Genomic DNA, 17116 nt, shown 5'->3' with positions numbered 1-17116 from the left:
AGGCTTTTGGTGGTGCACTCACTCAGAGGGATTGCCATGGGAATCATCGGAACCATCTTCATCGGCCTGATCGTCGGACTCATCGCGCGCTTTCTCAAGCCCGGTGACGACAGCATGGGCTGGATCATGACCATTCTGCTGGGCATCGGCGGCTCGCTCGCGGCGACCTACGGTGGCCAGGCCCTGGGCATCTACCAGGCCGGTCAGGCAGCCGGTTTCATCGGCGCGGTGGTGGGCGCGATCATCCTGCTGGTGATCTACGGATTCATCAAAAAAAGCTGATTGCGGGATAGAATGCTCGGCAACTTTTCCTACGGTTGCCGAGCTTTTTCATGCGCGCGCTTTTCCTTGTTCCCCTGCTGCTGTGCAGCACCCTCGCCCGGGCCGAGCTGCCTGAAACCGACTGGCTGGAGCTGATGCCCAAGTCGGACCAGAAGGCCCTGGAAGCGATGCCCGAAATCGACCACAACTCCCCGGAAGCCCAGGGCACCTTCACCGCCAAGGGCGGCCTGAAGCAGAGCAAAGGCTTGCCGGCGGTGATGTATTCGAGCAAGACCGTGGCGGCCATGAACGGCAAGTCCATCCGCCTTGGCGGTTACCCGGTGCCGCTGGAAGCCGATGCCAAGGGCAACAGCACGCTGTTCTTCCTCGTACCCTATCCGGGCGCCTGCATCCACGTGCCGCCGCCACCGCCGAACCAGCTGGTGCTGGTGCGCTATCCGAAGGGCGTGAAGCTGGCGGATATCTATACGCCGCTGTGGGTCAGCGGGCCTTTGAAGATCGAGACGGTCAGCAATGACATGGCTGATGCGGCGTATGCGATGGATGCGGTGAAGGTGCGGGTGGTGGAGGACGCGGATCTATAAACGACACTGCCCCCTGTGGGAGCTGGCTTGCCAGCGATTGCAATGGTGAATTCACTATAGCTATCGCTGGCAAGCCAGCTCCCACAGGGGGCAGTGTTGCTCTTGGTCAGAGACGTTCGCTGGAGAGGGTCAGGCCCAGGGTATGGCTGGCCCCTGGCGCCAGCTCGACGATGTCATCCCACACATTCGCCGTCTCGATGCACAGCATGCGCTGCCAGCCGTCATCCGCCATGTCCGGCAATTGTGCGGCGCGCTCGGTCCAGGGATTCCAGATCACCGCCGAGCGCGAGCCGCTGCTGCTGATGCGGATACGCCGTTCCCAGGCCTGATCGACAATGCTCAGTTCTGCCGGTGTATCCAGGTAGATCCGGTCGGTTTCGCCGCTGAAGCCCAGGTCGGTCTGCTGGGTACGCTGCTCCCAGTCCGCCAGGGTCTCGATGTAGTCCCGGCCCTTGACCCCTTCCACCTGCACCGAACGCACATCGCTCACCGCGAAGTAGCTGTGCAGCGCCTGGCTCAGGGTGACCTTCTCATCGCCCAGGTTGCGGCTGGTGAGGTTGAGGCTCAGTTGCTCGCCCATGCGGATTTCGAGGACCAGTTCGACCTGATGGGGCCAGCCAGGCAAGTCGCCCTGGGTTTCCGGCAGGCTGAACGCCAGTTGCACCTCGGCGCCGCTGCTGTCGATACCGAGCAACTGCCAGTCACGACCGCGCACCAGCCCGTGGGCCGGGGCTTCGCTGCCCTGGAATTGCTGCTGAACGGATTGCGGGTTGCGCTGCAGGTTGCCGAACCACGGCCAGCACACCGGCACGCCGGCGCGTACCGACTTGCCGTGATTGAACAGGGCCTGGTCGCTCAGCCAGAGGAGGGGTGGTTCGCCCAGTCGCTGGTAGCTCAGCACCTGGGCACCCTGCTGCGCTACCAGCAGCTCGGCGTGGTCGCTGGTGATGCGCCAGCAGTTGAGTTCGCCGTGTTGTTCCGATTCGACCTTGGGTGTGGACATGCGCTGATCTCGTTGGGTGTGCCGTAAGGTCTTCGACCCTCTACAGACCCGCGAGTTTACCGCGCAGCCGGATCAGCGACGAGGCGGGACCGAACGGGTGCGGCCACTGCCGTCGATGGCGACGAAGACGAAGACCGCTTCGGTGACCTTGCGCCATTCGCTGGACAGCGGATCGTCGCTCCACACTTCGACCATCATCTGGATCGAGCTGCGGCCGATTTCCAGGGTCTGGGTATAGAAGGACAATTGCGCACCCACGGCGACCGGCACCAGGAAGGCCATGCGGTCGATCGCCACGGTAGCGACGCGGCCGCCGGCGACGCGGCTGGCCATGGCCGTGCCGGCCAGGTCCATCTGGGCGACCAGCCAGCCGCCGAAGATATCGCCGAAACCGTTGGTTTCACGGGGTAGTGCGGTGATTTGCAAGGCCAGGTCGCCTTGCGGGATGGGATCTTCTTGTTCGAGTTCAATCATGCCGGGGGTGCCTCTGACCCGTAACGCTTCGTTGGTTGACGCAATAACGCCGCAAAAAACGATCCAGCTCACTCACAACACTGATTTCGCTTCGAAGGGCGGCGGAGGGAAACTCTGCGAAACCGACCAAGTTTACTTGGCAGCGTTTTCGCACAATATCCCACCTTGGACGCAACCGGTTTCGACGAGGGGCCCAGTATATAGAGCCTCGCAGACAGCGACGACCATGCAGTCATGATTATCTGCGCGGAATATGTAGATCTGTGTCGCTTTCGGACAATTTGTTATCGTTCGGAGTTCATTTCAGGCCCATGACAATCTGGCTGCCTGGCCAATAAGAGAACATCCATGACCTCCGTGCCCTCCAGTATCGAGCAGCCCGCCCGGCCGCTGACCCGCAACGACTACAAGACCCTGTCACTGTCCGCCCTTGGCGGTGCGCTGGAGTTCTACGATTTCATCATCTTCGTGTTCTTCGCCACGGTGGTCGGCAAGCTGTTCTTCCCGGCGGACATGCCGGAGTGGCTGCGCCTGATGCAGACCTTCGGCATCTTCGCCGCGGGCTACCTGGCGCGGCCGCTGGGCGGCATCGTCATGGCCCACTTCGGCGACCTGCTGGGGCGCAAGAAGATGTTCACCCTGAGCATCTTCATGATGGCCGTGCCGACCCTGATCATGGGCCTGCTGCCCACCTACGCGCAGATCGGCATGGCGGCACCGATCCTGCTCCTGCTGATGCGGGTGATCCAGGGCGCGGCCATTGGCGGCGAGGTACCGGGGGCGTGGGTCTTCGTGTCCGAGCACGTGCCGGCGCGCAATACCGGCTTTGCCTGCGGCACCCTGACCGCCGGCCTGACGGCGGGCATTCTGCTTGGCTCGCTGGTGGCGACCCTGATCAACAGCGTCTACAGCGCCGAAGAAGTGGCCGATTACGCCTGGCGCATCCCGTTCCTGCTGGGCGGGGTGTTTGGCCTGTTCTCGGTCTATCTGCGCCGCTGGTTGCACGAGACCCCGGTATTCGCCGAACTGCAACAGCGCAAGGCCCTGGCCGAAGAAGTGCCGCTGCGCGCCGTCCTGCGTGACCACCGTGGCGCCATCGTCCTGTCGATGCTGCTGACCTGGCTGCTCTCCGCCGGCATCATCGTGGTCATCCTGATGACCCCGACCGTGCTGCAGACCGTCTACGGCTTCACCCCGAGCGTGGCGCTGCAGGCCAACAGCCTGGCCATCGTCCTGCTGACCCTGGGCTGCATCGGCGCCGGCAAGCTGGTCGACCGCTTCGGCGCCGGCCGGGTGTTCGTGGTCGGCAGCCTGGCGCTGCTGGTCAGCTCGTGGACCTTCTACCACACCCTGGCCGAGCACAAGGACCTGCTGTTCCCGATGTACGCCCTGACCGGCCTGTGCGTCGGCATCGTCGGCGCCGTGCCTTTCGTCATGGTCCGCGCCTTCCCGCCGGTGGTGCGCTTCAGCGGCCTGTCGTTCTCCTACAACGTCGCCTACGCCATCTTCGGCGGCCTGACCCCGATGGCGGTGACCGCACTGCTCAAGTTCAGCCCCATGGCGCCGGCACTGTACGTCGCCGGGATCTGCACCATCGGCTTCCTGGTCGGCCTGTACCTGCTGGCGACCAAACGCTGACCTGACTGCTCGCCGCTGCCGGGCAATCCGGTGGCGGCACCTTCGTAACATGCTGATTCAGTTGGCCATCACCCGGCCATAAAGATCTACCTCAGCCGCCTCCGCCCCACCCGACACCCTGCGCCATACAGACAAGGAGACTCTGTATGGACAAGTTATTTCCCGATAAATCGACGGGCGACGTGGTTATCCGCGATGGCACTGTCGAGACGCAAGGACCGAGGGACGCCGGGTTTTTCGACATCGGCGGGGGCAGCGGATTTTCCGGTGGTTTCGGTGGATCGAGCCGCAAGCGGGCGAAGAAGCGCGCCAGGGCCCGGGCAGAAGCCATCGCCAAGCGCCGCGCCGAACAACAGGCCGCAGCCGAAGCGGCCTATCAGCAACAGCTCGCTGCCCAGGCGGCAGCCCGGGCCGAGGCCCACCGGCAATGGGTGGCGCACTTCTCGCAGACCCAGCAGGCCACCCAGGCCACCATCGACCGGCATTACACCGCCCAACGGCAGAACGTCGGGCAAGCGCTGAAGACCGAGCTGGACGCGGTGCGCCAATATCCCGCCTATGACGGCAGCGAGCGCTGGCAACTGCATCTGATCACCCGGGAAAGGCAGGTGGTCGAGGCGATGATCGCGGCGAAGACCGCCGAGCTTCAGCGCCAGACCCAGATGGCCCGGGCCTTCGACGGACAGGACCCGCTCCAGCGCACTGCGCAGGACTACGCACAACGTCTTGCCCAACAGGGCACCAGCGAGGCGTTCCAGCAACTTCACCAGGCCTGGGAGGCCGCCTACCTCGCGGCGCAGGACGCGCAGCTGCTGTCCGAAGCCATTCGCCAGTTGACTGAACGATCCACTGCCCTGGCGGCCCGTCATGCCGAGCAGAAAGTGGTCTGGAAGGCGCGCGAGGAGGAGTGGGAGCGGCAAAAGCAGTACAAGGAATTGCGTGAGGCGCGGGTCCGGTTCAAGCAACTGGCGGATGAAAACCTGCGGCTGATGCGGATCCGCGAGGCCAATTCGCTGACGATGCCGATGTCGGCCACCGTTGGCGGAGGGGTGCTGACGTGGGGTGGAACAGAGGTTGCCGAGCGGCTGGCCAAGGATATCGGGCGGCTTGTTGGCAGCGCGGCCTTGGTGATGACCCGAGCTAGAGCGTTGCCGCTGACGGTCGCACTCAGGCATCCCGCAGTAGTCGCCTTTTTCTATTCCTCCGAACTCGGCAATGGCGAACTGAGTGCGGAGCAGCGCCAGCGCATCCAGGGCGTCGGTTTTCCTGTTGATGTACTGGGCGGTCAGCCTGGGCAGGATTTCCAGGCCCTTGCCGAGCGCGGAGAAATGGCCGAGGTCGATTACCGGGTCAGGCTGGAAGCGCAGGGTAATAGCACCGCCGTCATCGTTGCCGGTACCGGTGATGAGATTTCAACCCGTGTCCCGGTGAGAAACGCGGTTTTCGATGCAACGACCAATACCTATCGGGCCGAAGGACAGACGGCCATGGATCGTGACCTGGTGTTCACGTCCGATGCCGCGCTTGCGCAGATGCCCAGCCCGGAAACACCAACGGCCTCGGGACTGCTTTCTGCCGAGCCGGAGGTATTCGCGATTCCTGCAGGTGCAGACACTCGGATTAACGACTGCATCGTCTGTATCCCCGGTAGGGCGCCTCTCTATTTTTCGTTCGATGTACCACCTGCCGGGAGCGGAGTTGTCAGCGGTGGCGGGCAGGTTGCCGCTGCGGGCTGGTGGCAGGCCAGCACCCAGGCAAGCGGGGCCGCGATTCCGGCGCAGGCGGCGAGCACCTTGCGGGGGCGGGAATTCGCGTCGTTCGCCGGCTTCGAGCAGGCGCTGTGGCGCTCCATTGGGGAGGAGGCGGCACTCGGTGGCGCATTCAGCGAGATCAACCAGCGGCGTATCGCCGATGGACTTGCGCCCTTTGCGCCGAAAAGCACCTGGGTGGGAACGCGCCGCGAATTCGAGGTGCGTTACTCGCAAAGCGCCGCGCTAGGCACTGCGCCGTATGATCTGGATCGCCTCAGCCTGCACAGTCCGGCCAGCGCCTTTGGCGTACGGCCACAGACCGAGCCCTTCGCACCCTGGCTGAAACTGGGCGAGCCGATCTCCCTCGCCGAAGCCAAGTCGCTCGCGCATTCCTCTGGTGGGCGGCGGACCTGGACGCCGCTGGTGCCGCCGGGTAGCGATCTCCTTGGCTCGACGGAACTGCCCCAAGGGCCGACGCTGCCAGGAACGATCCCGGGCGCGGAGCTGGATCCCTACCGGCCGCAAATCGAAACACTTCCAGGGCTGGAAGAAGGCGAGATCGGGTCCAGGCTTCCAGGGTATGGAGATGGACGTGATTTGCCGTCGCCGGGGTTGGTGTTCTCGGAGCCGTTGGATGTCGGGCCTGCTGATCAATTACAGAGAGACAGTAACAAGGACGGTTTGGATATCGATCATATTGTTTCGAAGAAAGCGCTGCAGCTGTATCTATCCCGGACGTTCCCGGGCATGGCTGATGCGGATATAAAAGCGGTTCTCTCCAAGGCTCCTGGTATTGCGATCCCAGCCGAAGTTCACAGGAAATTCAGCGAAACCTATGGTGGACGAAATACCAAAGAACAGCAGCATGCGGATGCTCTGGATTTGAACGCCGCTGTCGACAGAAATTTTGATGCTATAAAGCCTGGGCTTATTGAATATGGACTTGAAGAATCAAAGATAGAACAGGCCAGACAAAAAATACATGATCTTCAAAGGCAGCAGGGGTGGATAAAATGAAGATGGAAGATATCGATAAAATCGTTGGATATCTTGGTCGATCCTACGCAGATTTCGCTGCGGAGAACATTTTTCCAGAGAGAGAATTCATCGAAATTTACCCTGGGTCCGACAGCGTTTACATGCTTCCGGAGGAAGGCCTTGAGTTAGACTTCCTGGCGGAGAATAAAGTGCTGACGGCATTGAACATAACGCTGAAAAAAACATACGAAGGTACTTCCGTATACAAGGGTGAACTCCCCGAAATATTTTTCCCGGGTATGGATCAGGAGATGGTTCTCGATTTGTTCGGTGAACCGGTCTCCTCTGGGGCACCGGTATTACTGCCTGCGCCTATCGGACAAACGGGAGGATGGGCATTCTACTTGTACGACGAGGAACTATTTCCGGGCGTTTATTTGCAATTCCAGTACGCCGCCGATATGCAGGTAAAAGCTGTTGTTTTTGCATTGAAATAGTAGGTTCTAGCCACCGTGTACTTGCAGCATGGTGGCTTTTTAAAAATGGCAGGAGCTTTGAAATGGAATTCAAATCAACACTACGTGATTACACCCAGGAAGAATTCAAATCCCTGGTCTCGGCCATCTGGAGCGCCGACCTCGACAACTCGACCCACACCCAGTTGATCGACCACTTCGACCGGATCATCGGCGACCCTATCGGCGCCGACCTACTGTTCTATCCACCCGACCTCGCGACAGGCAACGCCCACTCCGTCGACAGTGTCGTGTTTCACGTCAAGCGGTGGCACAACGCCAAGGGTCAGGCTGCCTTCCACGACGAGCCGGTCCCAGCACCAGTACCACCGTCCAAGCCACCGGCCCGCCTGAGCCAACAGGAGCGCAAGGTCGCCGAGTCGAACAAGGAGCTGGAAAAGGTCAATCAACTCGTCGACCAGATCAGTGCCGCCGCGAAGTCGGCAAGCGACGGCCTGCTCCAGGTCGGCCTGTTGCTGGACAAATGGCAGGCCCAACCGCTGGATTCGCGGACCATCGACGGGCATATCGAAGAAATGAGTGCGCTGGAAACAGCGCAATCCAAAATGGTCCGGACAGTAAAGGCGCTGGGACCCCTGAAGTTGAAGGTCGAGTTCGCCATGTCCGGTGCGCAGCGAAACCTCTCCAGTCCTTTCCGCGACCCCACCGTACAGGCCCGTGTCCTCGGCATCATCACCCAAGGCAACAACGACTATCTGGCCGCCGTAGCCGATGCCGAACAACGCCATCGGCAGGTCCACGAACGCTGCACTGCGCTGTTCGCGGCAGCAGAGGAACACCTTGTCCGCCGCTTGTCTGCCCCCGGTGCCGCGTCCGGCAGGCCGGCTACCCTTGTCTCGCTCTCAGCGCGCGCATCCCAGTTGCGCCCGGGCCTGATGTTCGCCGACCCGATCGCGGTCGCCGACCCTCGAAGCCTGATCGCCATGAAAAAAACGATCCGCTCGGCCGTGGCCGAATTCAGTTGGCAAGCGACTTCATTGAAGGATGAGCATCCGGGCTCCTTCATAGGCGTCGCCAGCTTCTTCTTCGAACACTGGAAGGCGCGCAGCTGGTATGTCGCCAGCGTACCGCTGGTTGATCTGATGCCCACCGACGGTCATGACTGGCAGGGGCTGGCCCGGTCAGGTGGCGAGATCGATCTGCCGTATCGTCTGTTCTCTCGAACCGCTCCGGTCGAGCGTCGGAAGATATCCGTCGGATTGCAGGAGATCACTGCGATGCAGCAGATATGCCTGACCCCGACGAACGGCAACGGTTTGTCGGCGAAGGTCAAGGTCGTGGCCGCGCAGCCAGCACTCGGTTACGTGGCGTCCGGTTCTCCCTCCATCGAATTACGCTGGAGCACGGCATCGACGTTTTCCCTGACTCCCGCACCGCCCGCCCGGCGCCAGGTGGGCGGCGTGGTCGATCTGCCCGAAACGCCCTTGCTGGAATCCCTTGCAGCGATTGACCCAGTGAGTTTCGACGACTGCATTCTGGTCTTCCCGGCAGACAGCGGGCTCGCGCCGCTGTACCTCATGTTCAAGCGGGGCAGGGGACTGCCGCTATAAAAGGACGCTGAAACGAGCCGATCCGGATGATTGGCGCGCAAATCAATTTGCGCACCTGGCGACTGATGGCCTTTCATCTAATTGTCATAATCGAGTCATAGATTAGTCATCCGGCCTACAGATACTGGGGCCCGATCCATCTCACCCCCGAATTCCTGCTAGGAGCAAGGCATGAAACTGAAGCGTTTGATGGCGGCCCTGACCTTTGTCGCCGCTGGCGTTGCCACCGCCAATGCGGTTGCCGCTGTTGACCCAGCTATTCCGACCTACACCAAGACCACCGGTGTGTCGGGCAACCTGTCCAGCGTTGGTTCCGACACCCTGGCCAACCTGATGACGCTGTGGGCTGAGGCGTACAAAAAGGAATACCCGAACGTAAACATCCAGATTCAGGCCGCCGGCTCCTCCACCGCGCCGCCCGCACTGACCGAAGGCACCGCCAACCTGGGCCCGATGAGCCGCAAGATGAAGGACGTCGAGCTGCAGGCCTTCGAGCAGAAATACGGCTACAAGCCAACCGCCATCCCGGTTGCCGTCGACGCCCTGGCCGTGTTCGTGCACAAGGACAACCCGATCAAAGGCCTGACCATGGCCCAGGTTGACGCGATCTTCTCGTCGACCCGTCTGTGCGGTGGCAAAGCCGACGTCAAGACCTGGGGCGACCTGGGCGTGACCGGCGACCTGGCCAACAAGCCAGTGCAGCTGTTCGGCCGCAACTCGGTATCCGGCACCTACGGCTACTTCAAGGAAGAAGCCCTGTGCAAAGGCGACTTCAAGCCTAACGTCAACGAGCAGCCAGGTTCGGCTTCCGTGGTCCAGTCGATCAGCTCGTCGCTGAACGGCATCGGCTACTCCGGCATCGGCTACAAGACCGCCAGCGTCAAGACCGTAGCCCTGGCCAAGAAAGAAGGCGGCGAGTTCGTTGAAGACAACGAAGCCAACGCCCTGAACGGTACCTACCCGCTGTCGCGCTTCCTGTACGTCTACGTCAACAAGGCGCCGAACAAGCCTCTGGCCCCGCTGGAAGCCGAGTTCGTCAAGCTGGTCCTGTCCCAGGCCGGTCAGCAGGTCGTGGTGAAGGACGGTTACATCCCGCTGCCAGCCAAGGTGGCCGAGAAAGCCCTGGCTGACCTGGGTCTGACCCACACCGCCGGCGTCGCCAAGAACTAAGTGTGACCAGGCGGGGCCCGGAGGATCCGGGCCCCGCCGCAAATTTCCAGTCTGCTGCCAGAAGCTTCTGCGCGGCGGGCTTTTTTGCGTCACTGTATTGTCATGTTTCTGTCATACGGGACCGCTAGGGTGTGCGCATGAATGATCTGGCCAATTCCACAATGACCCCAAATTCCCCCCCGGTGCGGATTGATTTCAATACGCCCGAGCTGCAACGCAAGCGCCGCCTGCGCGCCCTCAAGGATCGCCTGACCCGCTGGTATGTACTGGTGGGCGGGCTCGCCGTGCTGGCGGCCATTACCCTGATCTTCTTCTATCTGGCCTATGTGGTGGTGCCGCTGTTCCAGGGCGCCAGCCTGACCAGCAAGCCAGCCCTGGAGCCGACCTGGTTGCAGCAGGATGCGGGCAAGCCGCTGATGATCGCCCTGGAAGAACAGAACCTGGTCGGCATGCGCGTCTCCGACAAAGGCCAGGCCCTGTTCTTCGATACCAAGAGCGGCGCCGAGATCAAGCGCGTCGACCTGCCCCTGCCGGCCGGCGTCCAGGTGGCCTCGATCGGTGCCGACCAGCCGGGCAGCCCGCTGATCGCGCTGGGCCTGTCCAATGGCCAGGTGCTGGTGTTCCACCACACCTACAAGATCACCTACCCGGACAACAAGAAAACCATCACCCCCGCCATCGACTTCCCTTACGGCCAGGAGCCCATCGCCCTGGACGAGCAGGGGCGTGCGCTGGAACACGTGAGCCTCAACGTCAACGGCGACACCCTGCTGCTGACCGGCTCCGTCGGCGCGCACCTGCAAGTGCTGGAACTGAGCCGCTCGGAAAACATGATGACCGGCGAAGTCACCAACGAGCAGAACCGCATCGACCTGCCGCAGATGACCGAGCCGGTGAAGCAGATCTTCGTCGACCCGCGCCAGCAGTGGTTGTACGTGATCAACGGGCGCGCCCAGGCCGACGTGTTCAACCTGCGTGAAAAGAGCCTCAACGGTCGCTACAAGCTGGCCGAGGACGGCAGCACCGAGATCACCGCCAGCGCCCAGCTGGTCGGCGGTATCTCCCTGATCATCGGTGATTCCCGGGGCGTGCTTTCGCAATGGTTCATGGCCCGAGACCCGGATGGCGAGCACCGCCTCAAGCTGATCCGCGACTTCAAGATGGGTAGCGCGCCGATCGTGCAGATCGATGCCGAAGAGCGCCGCAAGGGCTTCATCGCCCTGGACGCCAGCGGCCAGCTCGGCGTGTTCCATAGCACCGCGCACCGTACCCTGCTGATCGAACAGGCCGTCGACGGCCCGGGCATCCTGGCCCTGTCGCCACGGGCCAACCGCGTGTTCATCGAGGCCGGCAACAAGCTGCAGCCGCTGACCCTGAAGAACCCGCACCCCGAGGTTTCCTGGAGTGCGCTGTGGAGCAAGGTCTGGTACGAGAACTACGACGAGCCTAAATATGTCTGGCAGTCGACCGCCTCGAACACCGACTTCGAACCCAAGCTGAGCCTGTCGCCGCTGACCTTCGGCACCTTGAAGGCAGCCTTCTACGCGATGATCCTGGCCGCACCGCTGGCCATCGCCGCAGCGATCTACACCGCCTACTTCATGGCCCCGGGCATGCGCCGCAAGGTCAAGCCGGTGATCGAACTGATGGAGGCGATGCCGACGGTGATCCTCGGCTTCTTCGCCGGCCTGTTCCTGGCGCCGTACCTGGAAGGTCACCTGCCGGGCGTGTTCAGCCTGTTGCTGCTCCTGCCGCTGGGCATCCTGGTCGCCGGCTTCACCTGGAGCCGCCTGCCCGAGTCGATCCGCCTGCGCGTGCCGGATGGCTGGGAGGCGGCGATCCTGATCCCGGTGATCCTCTTCACCGGCTGGTTCGCCCTGTACATGAGCCCGTTCATGGAGACCTGGTTCTTCGGCGGCGACATGCGCCTGTGGATCACCAACGACCTGGGCATCACCTACGACCAGCGCAATGCCCTGGTAGTTGGTATCGCCATGGGCTTCGCGGTGATCCCGAACATCTACTCGATCGCCGAGGACGCCGTGTTCAGCGTGCCGCGCAGCCTGACCCTGGGCTCGCTGGCGCTCGGCGCAACGCCCTGGCAGACCCTGACCCGGGTGGTCATCCTCACCGCCAGCCCGGGCATCTTCTCGGCGCTGATGATCGGCATGGGCCGCGCCGTGGGCGAAACCATGATCGTGCTGATGGCGACCGGCAACACCCCGGTGATGGAAATGAACCTGTTCGAAGGGATGCGCACCCTGGCGGCCAACGTCGCGGTGGAAATGCCCGAATCGGAAGTCGGCGGCAGCCACTACCGCGTGCTGTTCCTCGCTGCGCTGGTATTGCTGATGTTCACTTTCGTCATGAACACCTTGGCCGAGCTGATTCGCCAGCGTCTGCGCAAGAAATACTCGTCGCTTTGATAGAAAGGTAGAGATCCGTGAAAAAGGATTCCCTCAAAAGCTGGTTCAAGAGCGGCGCCCCGGGTGTGTGGATCAGCGGTGGCTCGGTGGCCATCGCGGTGATCATGACCATCGGCCTGCTCGCCGTCATTGCCGTGCGCGGCCTGGGGCACTTCTGGCCCGCCGACCTGATCCAGGCCAGCTACAACGTACCGGGCCAGCCCGCCCATGTAGTGGTTGGCGAGGTGGTACAGCAGGAAGAAGTCCCCCGCGCCCGTCTGAGAGGTGCCGGCCTGCCGGTGCCGGATGACGGCCCGGAATTCATGACCCGCGAGCTGATCAAGGTCGGCAACCGTGATCTCAACGGCAGCGACTTCACCTGGGTGGTCGGTGAGTGGCTGGCCGACGAGCAGCGTCCGGCTGACCTGATCGCCCTGGAGCGCCGCGAGTGGGGCAACTTCTACGGCTACCTGGTCAGCGTCAAGGAAAACGGCAAGGTGGTCGCCGAAGGCGCGGCGGCCTGGAACGAACTGCAAAGCCGCCTGGCCCGTGCCGACAAGCTGGCCAGCGACCTGCAGACCCTGGAAAAGAAAGACATCGGTGCCATCAACCATGGCCTTGAACGCCTGCGCCTGCACAGCCGCAAGCTGGAACTGGAAGGCAAGCTCGATGCTGCCGCCCAGGCCGACATCGAAGCCGAGCGCGCTGAACTGAACAACCGCTACAAGGCCATCGAGGATCGTCTCGGCACCCTGCACCAGGACTTCGCCCGTGATGCCATGGTGGCCCGTGACGGCAACGGTCGCGAAGTCGAGATCAACCTGAGCAAGATCGTCCACGCCTACCAGCCCAACGGCATGGGCTTGTTCACCAAGCTCGGCGTGTACTTCGCCAAGGTCTGGGAATTCCTCAGCGACGACCCGCGTGAAGCCAACACCGAGGGCGGTATCTTCCCGGCCATCTTCGGTACCGTGATGATGACCCTGATCATGGCCGTGATCGTCACCCCGTTCGGCGTGCTGGCGGCGGTGTACCTGCGCGAATATGCGCGCCAGGGCACGGTGACCCGGCTGATCCGCATCGCGGTGAACAACCTGGCCGGTGTTCCGGCGATCGTCTACGGCGTGTTCGGCCTGGGCTTCTTCGTCTACGTGCTGGGTGGCTCCCTCGACCGCCTGTTCTTTCCCGAAGCGTTGCCGGCGCCGACCCTGGGTACCCCGGGCCTGCTCTGGGCCTCGCTGACCCTGGCGCTGCTGGCCGTGCCGGTGGTGATCGTGGCCACCGAGGAAGGCCTGGCGCGGATTCCGCGGACCGTGCGCGAAGGCTCCCTGGCCCTCGGCGCGACCAAGGCCGAGACGCTGTGGAAGATCGTCCTGCCGATGGCCAGCCCGGCGATGATGACCGGCATGATCCTCGCGGTGGCCCGTGCCGCCGGTGAAGTGGCGCCGCTGATGCTGGTGGGCGTGGTCAAGCTGGCGCCGTCGTTGCCGGTGGACGGCAACTACCCGTACCTGCACCTGGACCAGAAGATCATGCACCTGGGCTTCCACATCTACGACGTCGGCTTCCAGAGCCCGAACGTCGAAGCGGCCCGCCCGCTGGTGTACGCCACCGCGCTGCTGCTGGTACTGGTGATCGCCACCCTGAACCTGTCGGCCGTGTGGATCCGCAACCACCTGCGCGAGAAGTACAAGGCGCTGGACAGCTGATCCGCCCCCTTATTTGCAAGTACCGCCCGCGCCAAGCGCCGGGCGGTTCGATGAAACGAAATTGATAGCGTATGGAGTCTGACCATGCAGCATGAATCCCACTCCCACGGCATCGACATGTCGGCCCTGGGTCGCGACAAGCAGAGCCTGCGCCTGGCCGAAGAAACCGTGGCCATCGAAGTGCCGGGCCTGAGCCTGTTCTACGGCGACAAGCAAGCCCTGTTCGACGTCAGCATGAATATCCCGAAACAGCGCGTGACCGCCTTTATCGGCCCGTCCGGCTGCGGCAAGTCGACCCTGCTGCGCACCTTCAACCGCATGAACGACCTGGTCGACGGCTGCCGCGTCGAGGGCGCCATCAACCTCTACGGCAACAACATCTACCGCAAGGGCGAAGACGTTGCCGAGCTGCGTCGCCGCGTCGGCATGGTGTTCCAGAAGCCCAACCCGTTCCCCAAGACCATCTATGAAAACGTGGTCTACGGCCTGCGCATCCAGGGCATCAACAAGAAGCGCGTACTCGACGAAGCGGTCGAGTGGGCCCTGAAGGGCGCCGCCCTGTGGGACGAAGTGAAGGACCGCCTGCACGACTCGGCCCTGGGCCTTTCCGGTGGTCAGCAGCAGCGTCTGGTGATCGCCCGGACCATCGCCGTCGAGCCGGAAGTCCTGCTCCTCGACGAACCCTGCTCGGCACTCGACCCGATCTCGACCCTCAAGGTCGAAGAGCTGATCTACGAGCTGAAGTCCAAGTACACCATCGTCATCGTTACCCACAACATGCAGCAGGCGGCGCGCGTCTCGGACTACACCGCGTTCATGTACATGGGCAAACTGGTGGAATTCGGCGACACCGACACCCTGTTCACCAACCCGGCCAAGAAGCAGACCGAAGACTACATCACCGGTCGCTACGGCTAGGAACAGGCGTCAGCGCAGGCGGTGCCCGGGACAGATACGAATGACTTGAAGCTTGCGGCTCGGAGCCGGCAGCTTTGCGGAGCGAAAGCATGATCGATAAAGACAGCCTTACCCATCACATCTCCCAGCAGTTCAACGCCGAGCTCGAAGAGGTGCGCAGCCATCTCCTGGCCATGGGCGGGCTGGTCGAGAAGCAGGTCAACGACGCCGTCACCGCGCTGATCGAGGCCGACTCCGGCCTGGCCCAGCAGGTGCGTGAAGTCGACGAGCAGATCAACCAGATGGAACGCAACATCGACGAGGAATGCGTGCGCATCCTCGCCCGCCGCCAGCCGGCCGCTTCCGACCTGCGCCTGATCATCAGCATTTCCAAGTCGGTGATCGACCTTGAGCGGATCGGTGACGAATCGACCAAGATCGCCCGCCGCGCCATCCAGTTGTGCGAGGAAGGCGAGTCGCCGCGTGGATACGTTGAAGTCCGCCATATCGGCGACCAGGTGCGCAACATGGTCCGCGATGCGCTGGACGCTTTCGCCCGCTTCGACGCCGAGCTGGCCCTGTCCGTGGCCCAGTACGACAAGACCATCGACCGCGAGTACAAGACCGCCCTGCGCGAGCTGGTCACCTACATGATGGAAGACCCGCGCTCGATCTCGCGGGTGCTCAGCGTGATCTGGGCCCTGCGCTCGCTGGAGCGGATCGGCGACCACGCGCGCAACATCTCCGAATTGGTGATCTACCTGGTGCGTGGCACCGACGTGCGGCACATGGGCCTCAAGCGCATGAAAGAAGAAGTCCAGGGTGTCGAAAAGGCTAATGTTCCGGCCGAAACTGACGATAAATAAGACTGCCCCGAGAACTGACGCCCGGCCTTGACCGGGCGTTTTCGTTTGCGGCAGCGCAATAGAAGGCACCCGCGAACGAATGTGTTGTTGTCCCGGCGTGGCCGAAGTTTTGGCAAATGGCCATCAGTCGACGTTATGCTAGTCGGGATCAGGAAGGAGTGGCGATGAGTAAAGTCAGTGTGCTTGTTGTGGATGATGCGCCGTTCATCCGTGACCTGGTAAAGAAATGCCTGCGTAACTATTTCCCCGGCATGGTCATCGAAGATGCGGTCAACGGGCGCAAGGCCCAGACCCTGATGACCAAGGATGTCTTCGACATGGTCCTGTGCGACTGGGAGATGCCGGAGATGTCCGGTCTCGAGTTGCTCACCTGGTGCCGCCAGCAGGACGCGCTCAAGGCCCTGCCGTTCATCATGGTGACCAGCCGTGGCGACAAGGAGAACGTGGTCCAGGCGATCCATGCCGGCGTTTCGGACTATGTCGGCAAGCCGTTCACCAACGAGCAGTTGCTGACCAAGGTGAAGAAAGCCCTGCACAAGGTCGGCAAGCTGGACGCCGCCATGGCGGGTGGTCCGGCACGTTCTTCCACCGGCTTTGCCAATGACTCGCTGTCGGCGCTGACTGCCAATGCCGCCAAGCCTGCTGCCGCTGCTCCTGCCGCCAAGCCCTTGATCAACGCCCCGACGCCGGCACCTGCCGCGCCGGCATCGCCGACTGGCCGTGGCCAGGGCCAGTTGCGCCTGTCCAGTGGCAACCAGCCGTGCATCATCAAGGCCCTGACCCTCAAGGAAGCCTCGCTGGTGGTGCGTCGCAGCGATGCCCTGCCGCAAGTGCTGGAGGGCGCCGTGCTCGACCTGGAACAGGGCGAGAACTCGGAAATCGCCCGCCTCAACGGCTACCTGCACTCGGTCGCGGCCATGGAGCCGAAGCCGGACAGCGACTGGCTGCAACTGATCTTCCGTTTCGTCGACCAGGACGCGCAGAAGCTCGACTACCTGTCGCGACTGATTGCTCGCGGGACTGCGCAGAAGCAGTACATTCCGGGCGCGTGATCGCTTTCCGGACCTTGTGTGTCGTTGCTGCTGGCCCTATCGCCGGCAAGCCGGCTCCCACAGGGTTCGGTGTCGCTGCGGACCCTGTGGGAGCTGGCTTGCCAGCGATATATGGCCGTTTAGCGGCAAATTGCCACCGCTGATCGGCTGCAACCGTCTCAAGCGGTTTCCACGGCTTCTGGCGCCCGTTCGCGCTGCTAGGCTTCGACGACATACCTGAA

General features: G+C 62.6%; 14 protein-coding genes. 12 read left to right on the top strand and 2 right to left on the bottom strand.

What is annotated here, in order from left to right; genetic code table 11:
• Nucleotides 1-36: 36 nt before the first annotated feature.
• Nucleotides 37-282, top strand: a complete 246-nt coding sequence (locus ACODSK_RS00945; RefSeq protein WP_489013145.1) for a GlsB/YeaQ/YmgE family stress response membrane protein — start codon at nt 37-39, stop codon at nt 280-282.
• A 50-nt stretch (nt 283-332) separates the two neighbouring features.
• Nucleotides 333-866 (top strand): DUF3299 domain-containing protein, encoded by a 534-nt coding sequence (locus ACODSK_RS00940; protein ID WP_489013143.1) that lies wholly within the window; start codon nt 333-335, stop codon nt 864-866.
• A gap of 106 nt (nt 867-972) precedes the next feature.
• Here the strand turns inward: ACODSK_RS00940 and ACODSK_RS00935 are convergent, their stop codons facing one another.
• Together ACODSK_RS00935 and ACODSK_RS00930 are read right to left on the bottom strand one after the other, a co-directional pair.
• Nucleotides 973-1869, bottom strand: a complete 897-nt coding sequence (locus ACODSK_RS00935; RefSeq protein ID WP_489013141.1) for a D-hexose-6-phosphate mutarotase — start codon at nt 1867-1869, stop codon at nt 973-975.
• Between the two features lie 72 nt (nt 1870-1941).
• Nucleotides 1942-2343: an acyl-CoA thioesterase gene (locus ACODSK_RS00930; protein WP_009402429.1), complete on the bottom strand. Its 402-nt coding sequence runs from the start codon at nt 2341-2343 to the stop codon at nt 1942-1944.
• A gap of 348 nt (nt 2344-2691) precedes the next feature.
• Between ACODSK_RS00930 and ACODSK_RS00925 the strand changes: the two genes are divergently transcribed.
• The 10 genes from ACODSK_RS00925 (at nt 2692) to ACODSK_RS00880 (ending at nt 16895) form a co-directional block, all read left to right on the top strand.
• Entirely contained in the window at nt 2692-3981 is a 1290-nt protein-coding gene (locus tag ACODSK_RS00925) for an MFS transporter (protein WP_489013139.1), read from the top strand.
• A 146-nt stretch (nt 3982-4127) separates the two neighbouring features.
• Complete coding sequence (locus ACODSK_RS00920) at nt 4128-6749, top strand: S-type pyocin domain-containing protein (RefSeq protein ID WP_489013138.1); 2622 nt, start codon at nt 4128-4130, stop codon at nt 6747-6749.
• Nucleotides 6746-7207 carry a DUF6392 family protein gene (locus ACODSK_RS00915; protein ID WP_489013137.1) on the top strand — a complete coding sequence of 154 codons (462 nt, stop codon included), beginning with the start codon at nt 6746-6748 and terminating at the stop codon, nt 7205-7207. The genes ACODSK_RS00920 and ACODSK_RS00915 overlap by 4 nt, the downstream gene beginning before the upstream one ends.
• Nucleotides 7208-7269: 62 nt before the next feature.
• Nucleotides 7270-8796: an S-type pyocin domain-containing protein gene (locus ACODSK_RS00910; protein ID WP_489013135.1), complete on the top strand. Its 1527-nt coding sequence runs from the start codon at nt 7270-7272 to the stop codon at nt 8794-8796.
• Nucleotides 8797-8967: 171 nt separating this feature from the next.
• Nucleotides 8968-9966: a phosphate ABC transporter substrate-binding protein PstS gene (locus ACODSK_RS00905; RefSeq protein WP_489013134.1), complete on the top strand. Its 999-nt coding sequence runs from the start codon at nt 8968-8970 to the stop codon at nt 9964-9966.
• Between the two features lie 137 nt (nt 9967-10103).
• Complete coding sequence (locus ACODSK_RS00900; protein WP_489013133.1) at nt 10104-12392, top strand: ABC transporter permease subunit; 2289 nt, start codon at nt 10104-10106, stop codon at nt 12390-12392.
• A gap of 17 nt (nt 12393-12409) precedes the next feature.
• Nucleotides 12410-14080: a phosphate ABC transporter permease PstA gene (gene pstA, locus ACODSK_RS00895; protein ID WP_489013132.1), complete on the top strand. Its 1671-nt coding sequence runs from the start codon at nt 12410-12412 to the stop codon at nt 14078-14080.
• Between the two features lie 84 nt (nt 14081-14164).
• Complete coding sequence (gene pstB / locus ACODSK_RS00890; RefSeq protein ID WP_075805823.1) at nt 14165-14998, top strand: phosphate ABC transporter ATP-binding protein PstB; 834 nt, start codon at nt 14165-14167, stop codon at nt 14996-14998.
• 89 nt (nt 14999-15087) lie between these two features.
• Entirely contained in the window at nt 15088-15843 is a 756-nt protein-coding gene (gene phoU, locus ACODSK_RS00885) for a phosphate signaling complex protein PhoU (RefSeq protein WP_489013130.1), read from the top strand.
• A 164-nt stretch (nt 15844-16007) separates the two neighbouring features.
• A complete protein-coding gene (locus tag ACODSK_RS00880) occupies nt 16008-16895 on the top strand; it encodes a response regulator (RefSeq protein ID WP_489013129.1) in 888 nt (295 codons plus the stop codon).
• Nucleotides 16896-17116 lie beyond the last annotated feature (221 nt).

The organism is Pseudomonas sp. FG98 (assembly GCF_057808595.1).
The sequence above is the reverse complement of the archived record's forward strand: the minus strand, read 5'-3'. Positions and strand labels throughout refer to the sequence as shown.

Bases quoted from the DNA above. Each gene is read 5' to 3' on its own strand.
- phoU (WP_489013130.1), top strand. From the start codon at position 15,088: ATGATCGATAAAGACAGCCTTACCCATCACATCTCCCAGCAGTTCAAC.
- ACODSK_RS00900 (WP_489013133.1), top strand. From the start codon at position 10,104: ATGAATGATCTGGCCAATTCCACAATGACCCCAAATTCCCCCCCGGTG.
- pstB (WP_075805823.1), top strand. From the start codon at position 14,165: ATGCAGCATGAATCCCACTCCCACGGCATCGACATGTCGGCCCTGGGT.
- ACODSK_RS00940 (WP_489013143.1), top strand. From the start codon at position 333: ATGCGCGCGCTTTTCCTTGTTCCCCTGCTGCTGTGCAGCACCCTCGCC.
- ACODSK_RS00880 (WP_489013129.1), top strand. From the start codon at position 16,008: ATGAGTAAAGTCAGTGTGCTTGTTGTGGATGATGCGCCGTTCATCCGT.
- ACODSK_RS00925 (WP_489013139.1), top strand. From the start codon at position 2,692: ATGACCTCCGTGCCCTCCAGTATCGAGCAGCCCGCCCGGCCGCTGACC.
- ACODSK_RS00920 (WP_489013138.1), top strand. From the start codon at position 4,128: ATGGACAAGTTATTTCCCGATAAATCGACGGGCGACGTGGTTATCCGC.
- ACODSK_RS00910 (WP_489013135.1), top strand. From the start codon at position 7,270: ATGGAATTCAAATCAACACTACGTGATTACACCCAGGAAGAATTCAAA.
- ACODSK_RS00905 (WP_489013134.1), top strand. From the start codon at position 8,968: ATGAAACTGAAGCGTTTGATGGCGGCCCTGACCTTTGTCGCCGCTGGC.
- ACODSK_RS00930 (WP_009402429.1), bottom strand. From the start codon at position 2,343: ATGATTGAACTCGAACAAGAAGATCCCATCCCGCAAGGCGACCTGGCC.
- ACODSK_RS00945 (WP_489013145.1), top strand. From the start codon at position 37: ATGGGAATCATCGGAACCATCTTCATCGGCCTGATCGTCGGACTCATC.
- ACODSK_RS00935 (WP_489013141.1), bottom strand. From the start codon at position 1,869: ATGTCCACACCCAAGGTCGAATCGGAACAACACGGCGAACTCAACTGC.
- ACODSK_RS00915 (WP_489013137.1), top strand. From the start codon at position 6,746: ATGAAGATGGAAGATATCGATAAAATCGTTGGATATCTTGGTCGATCC.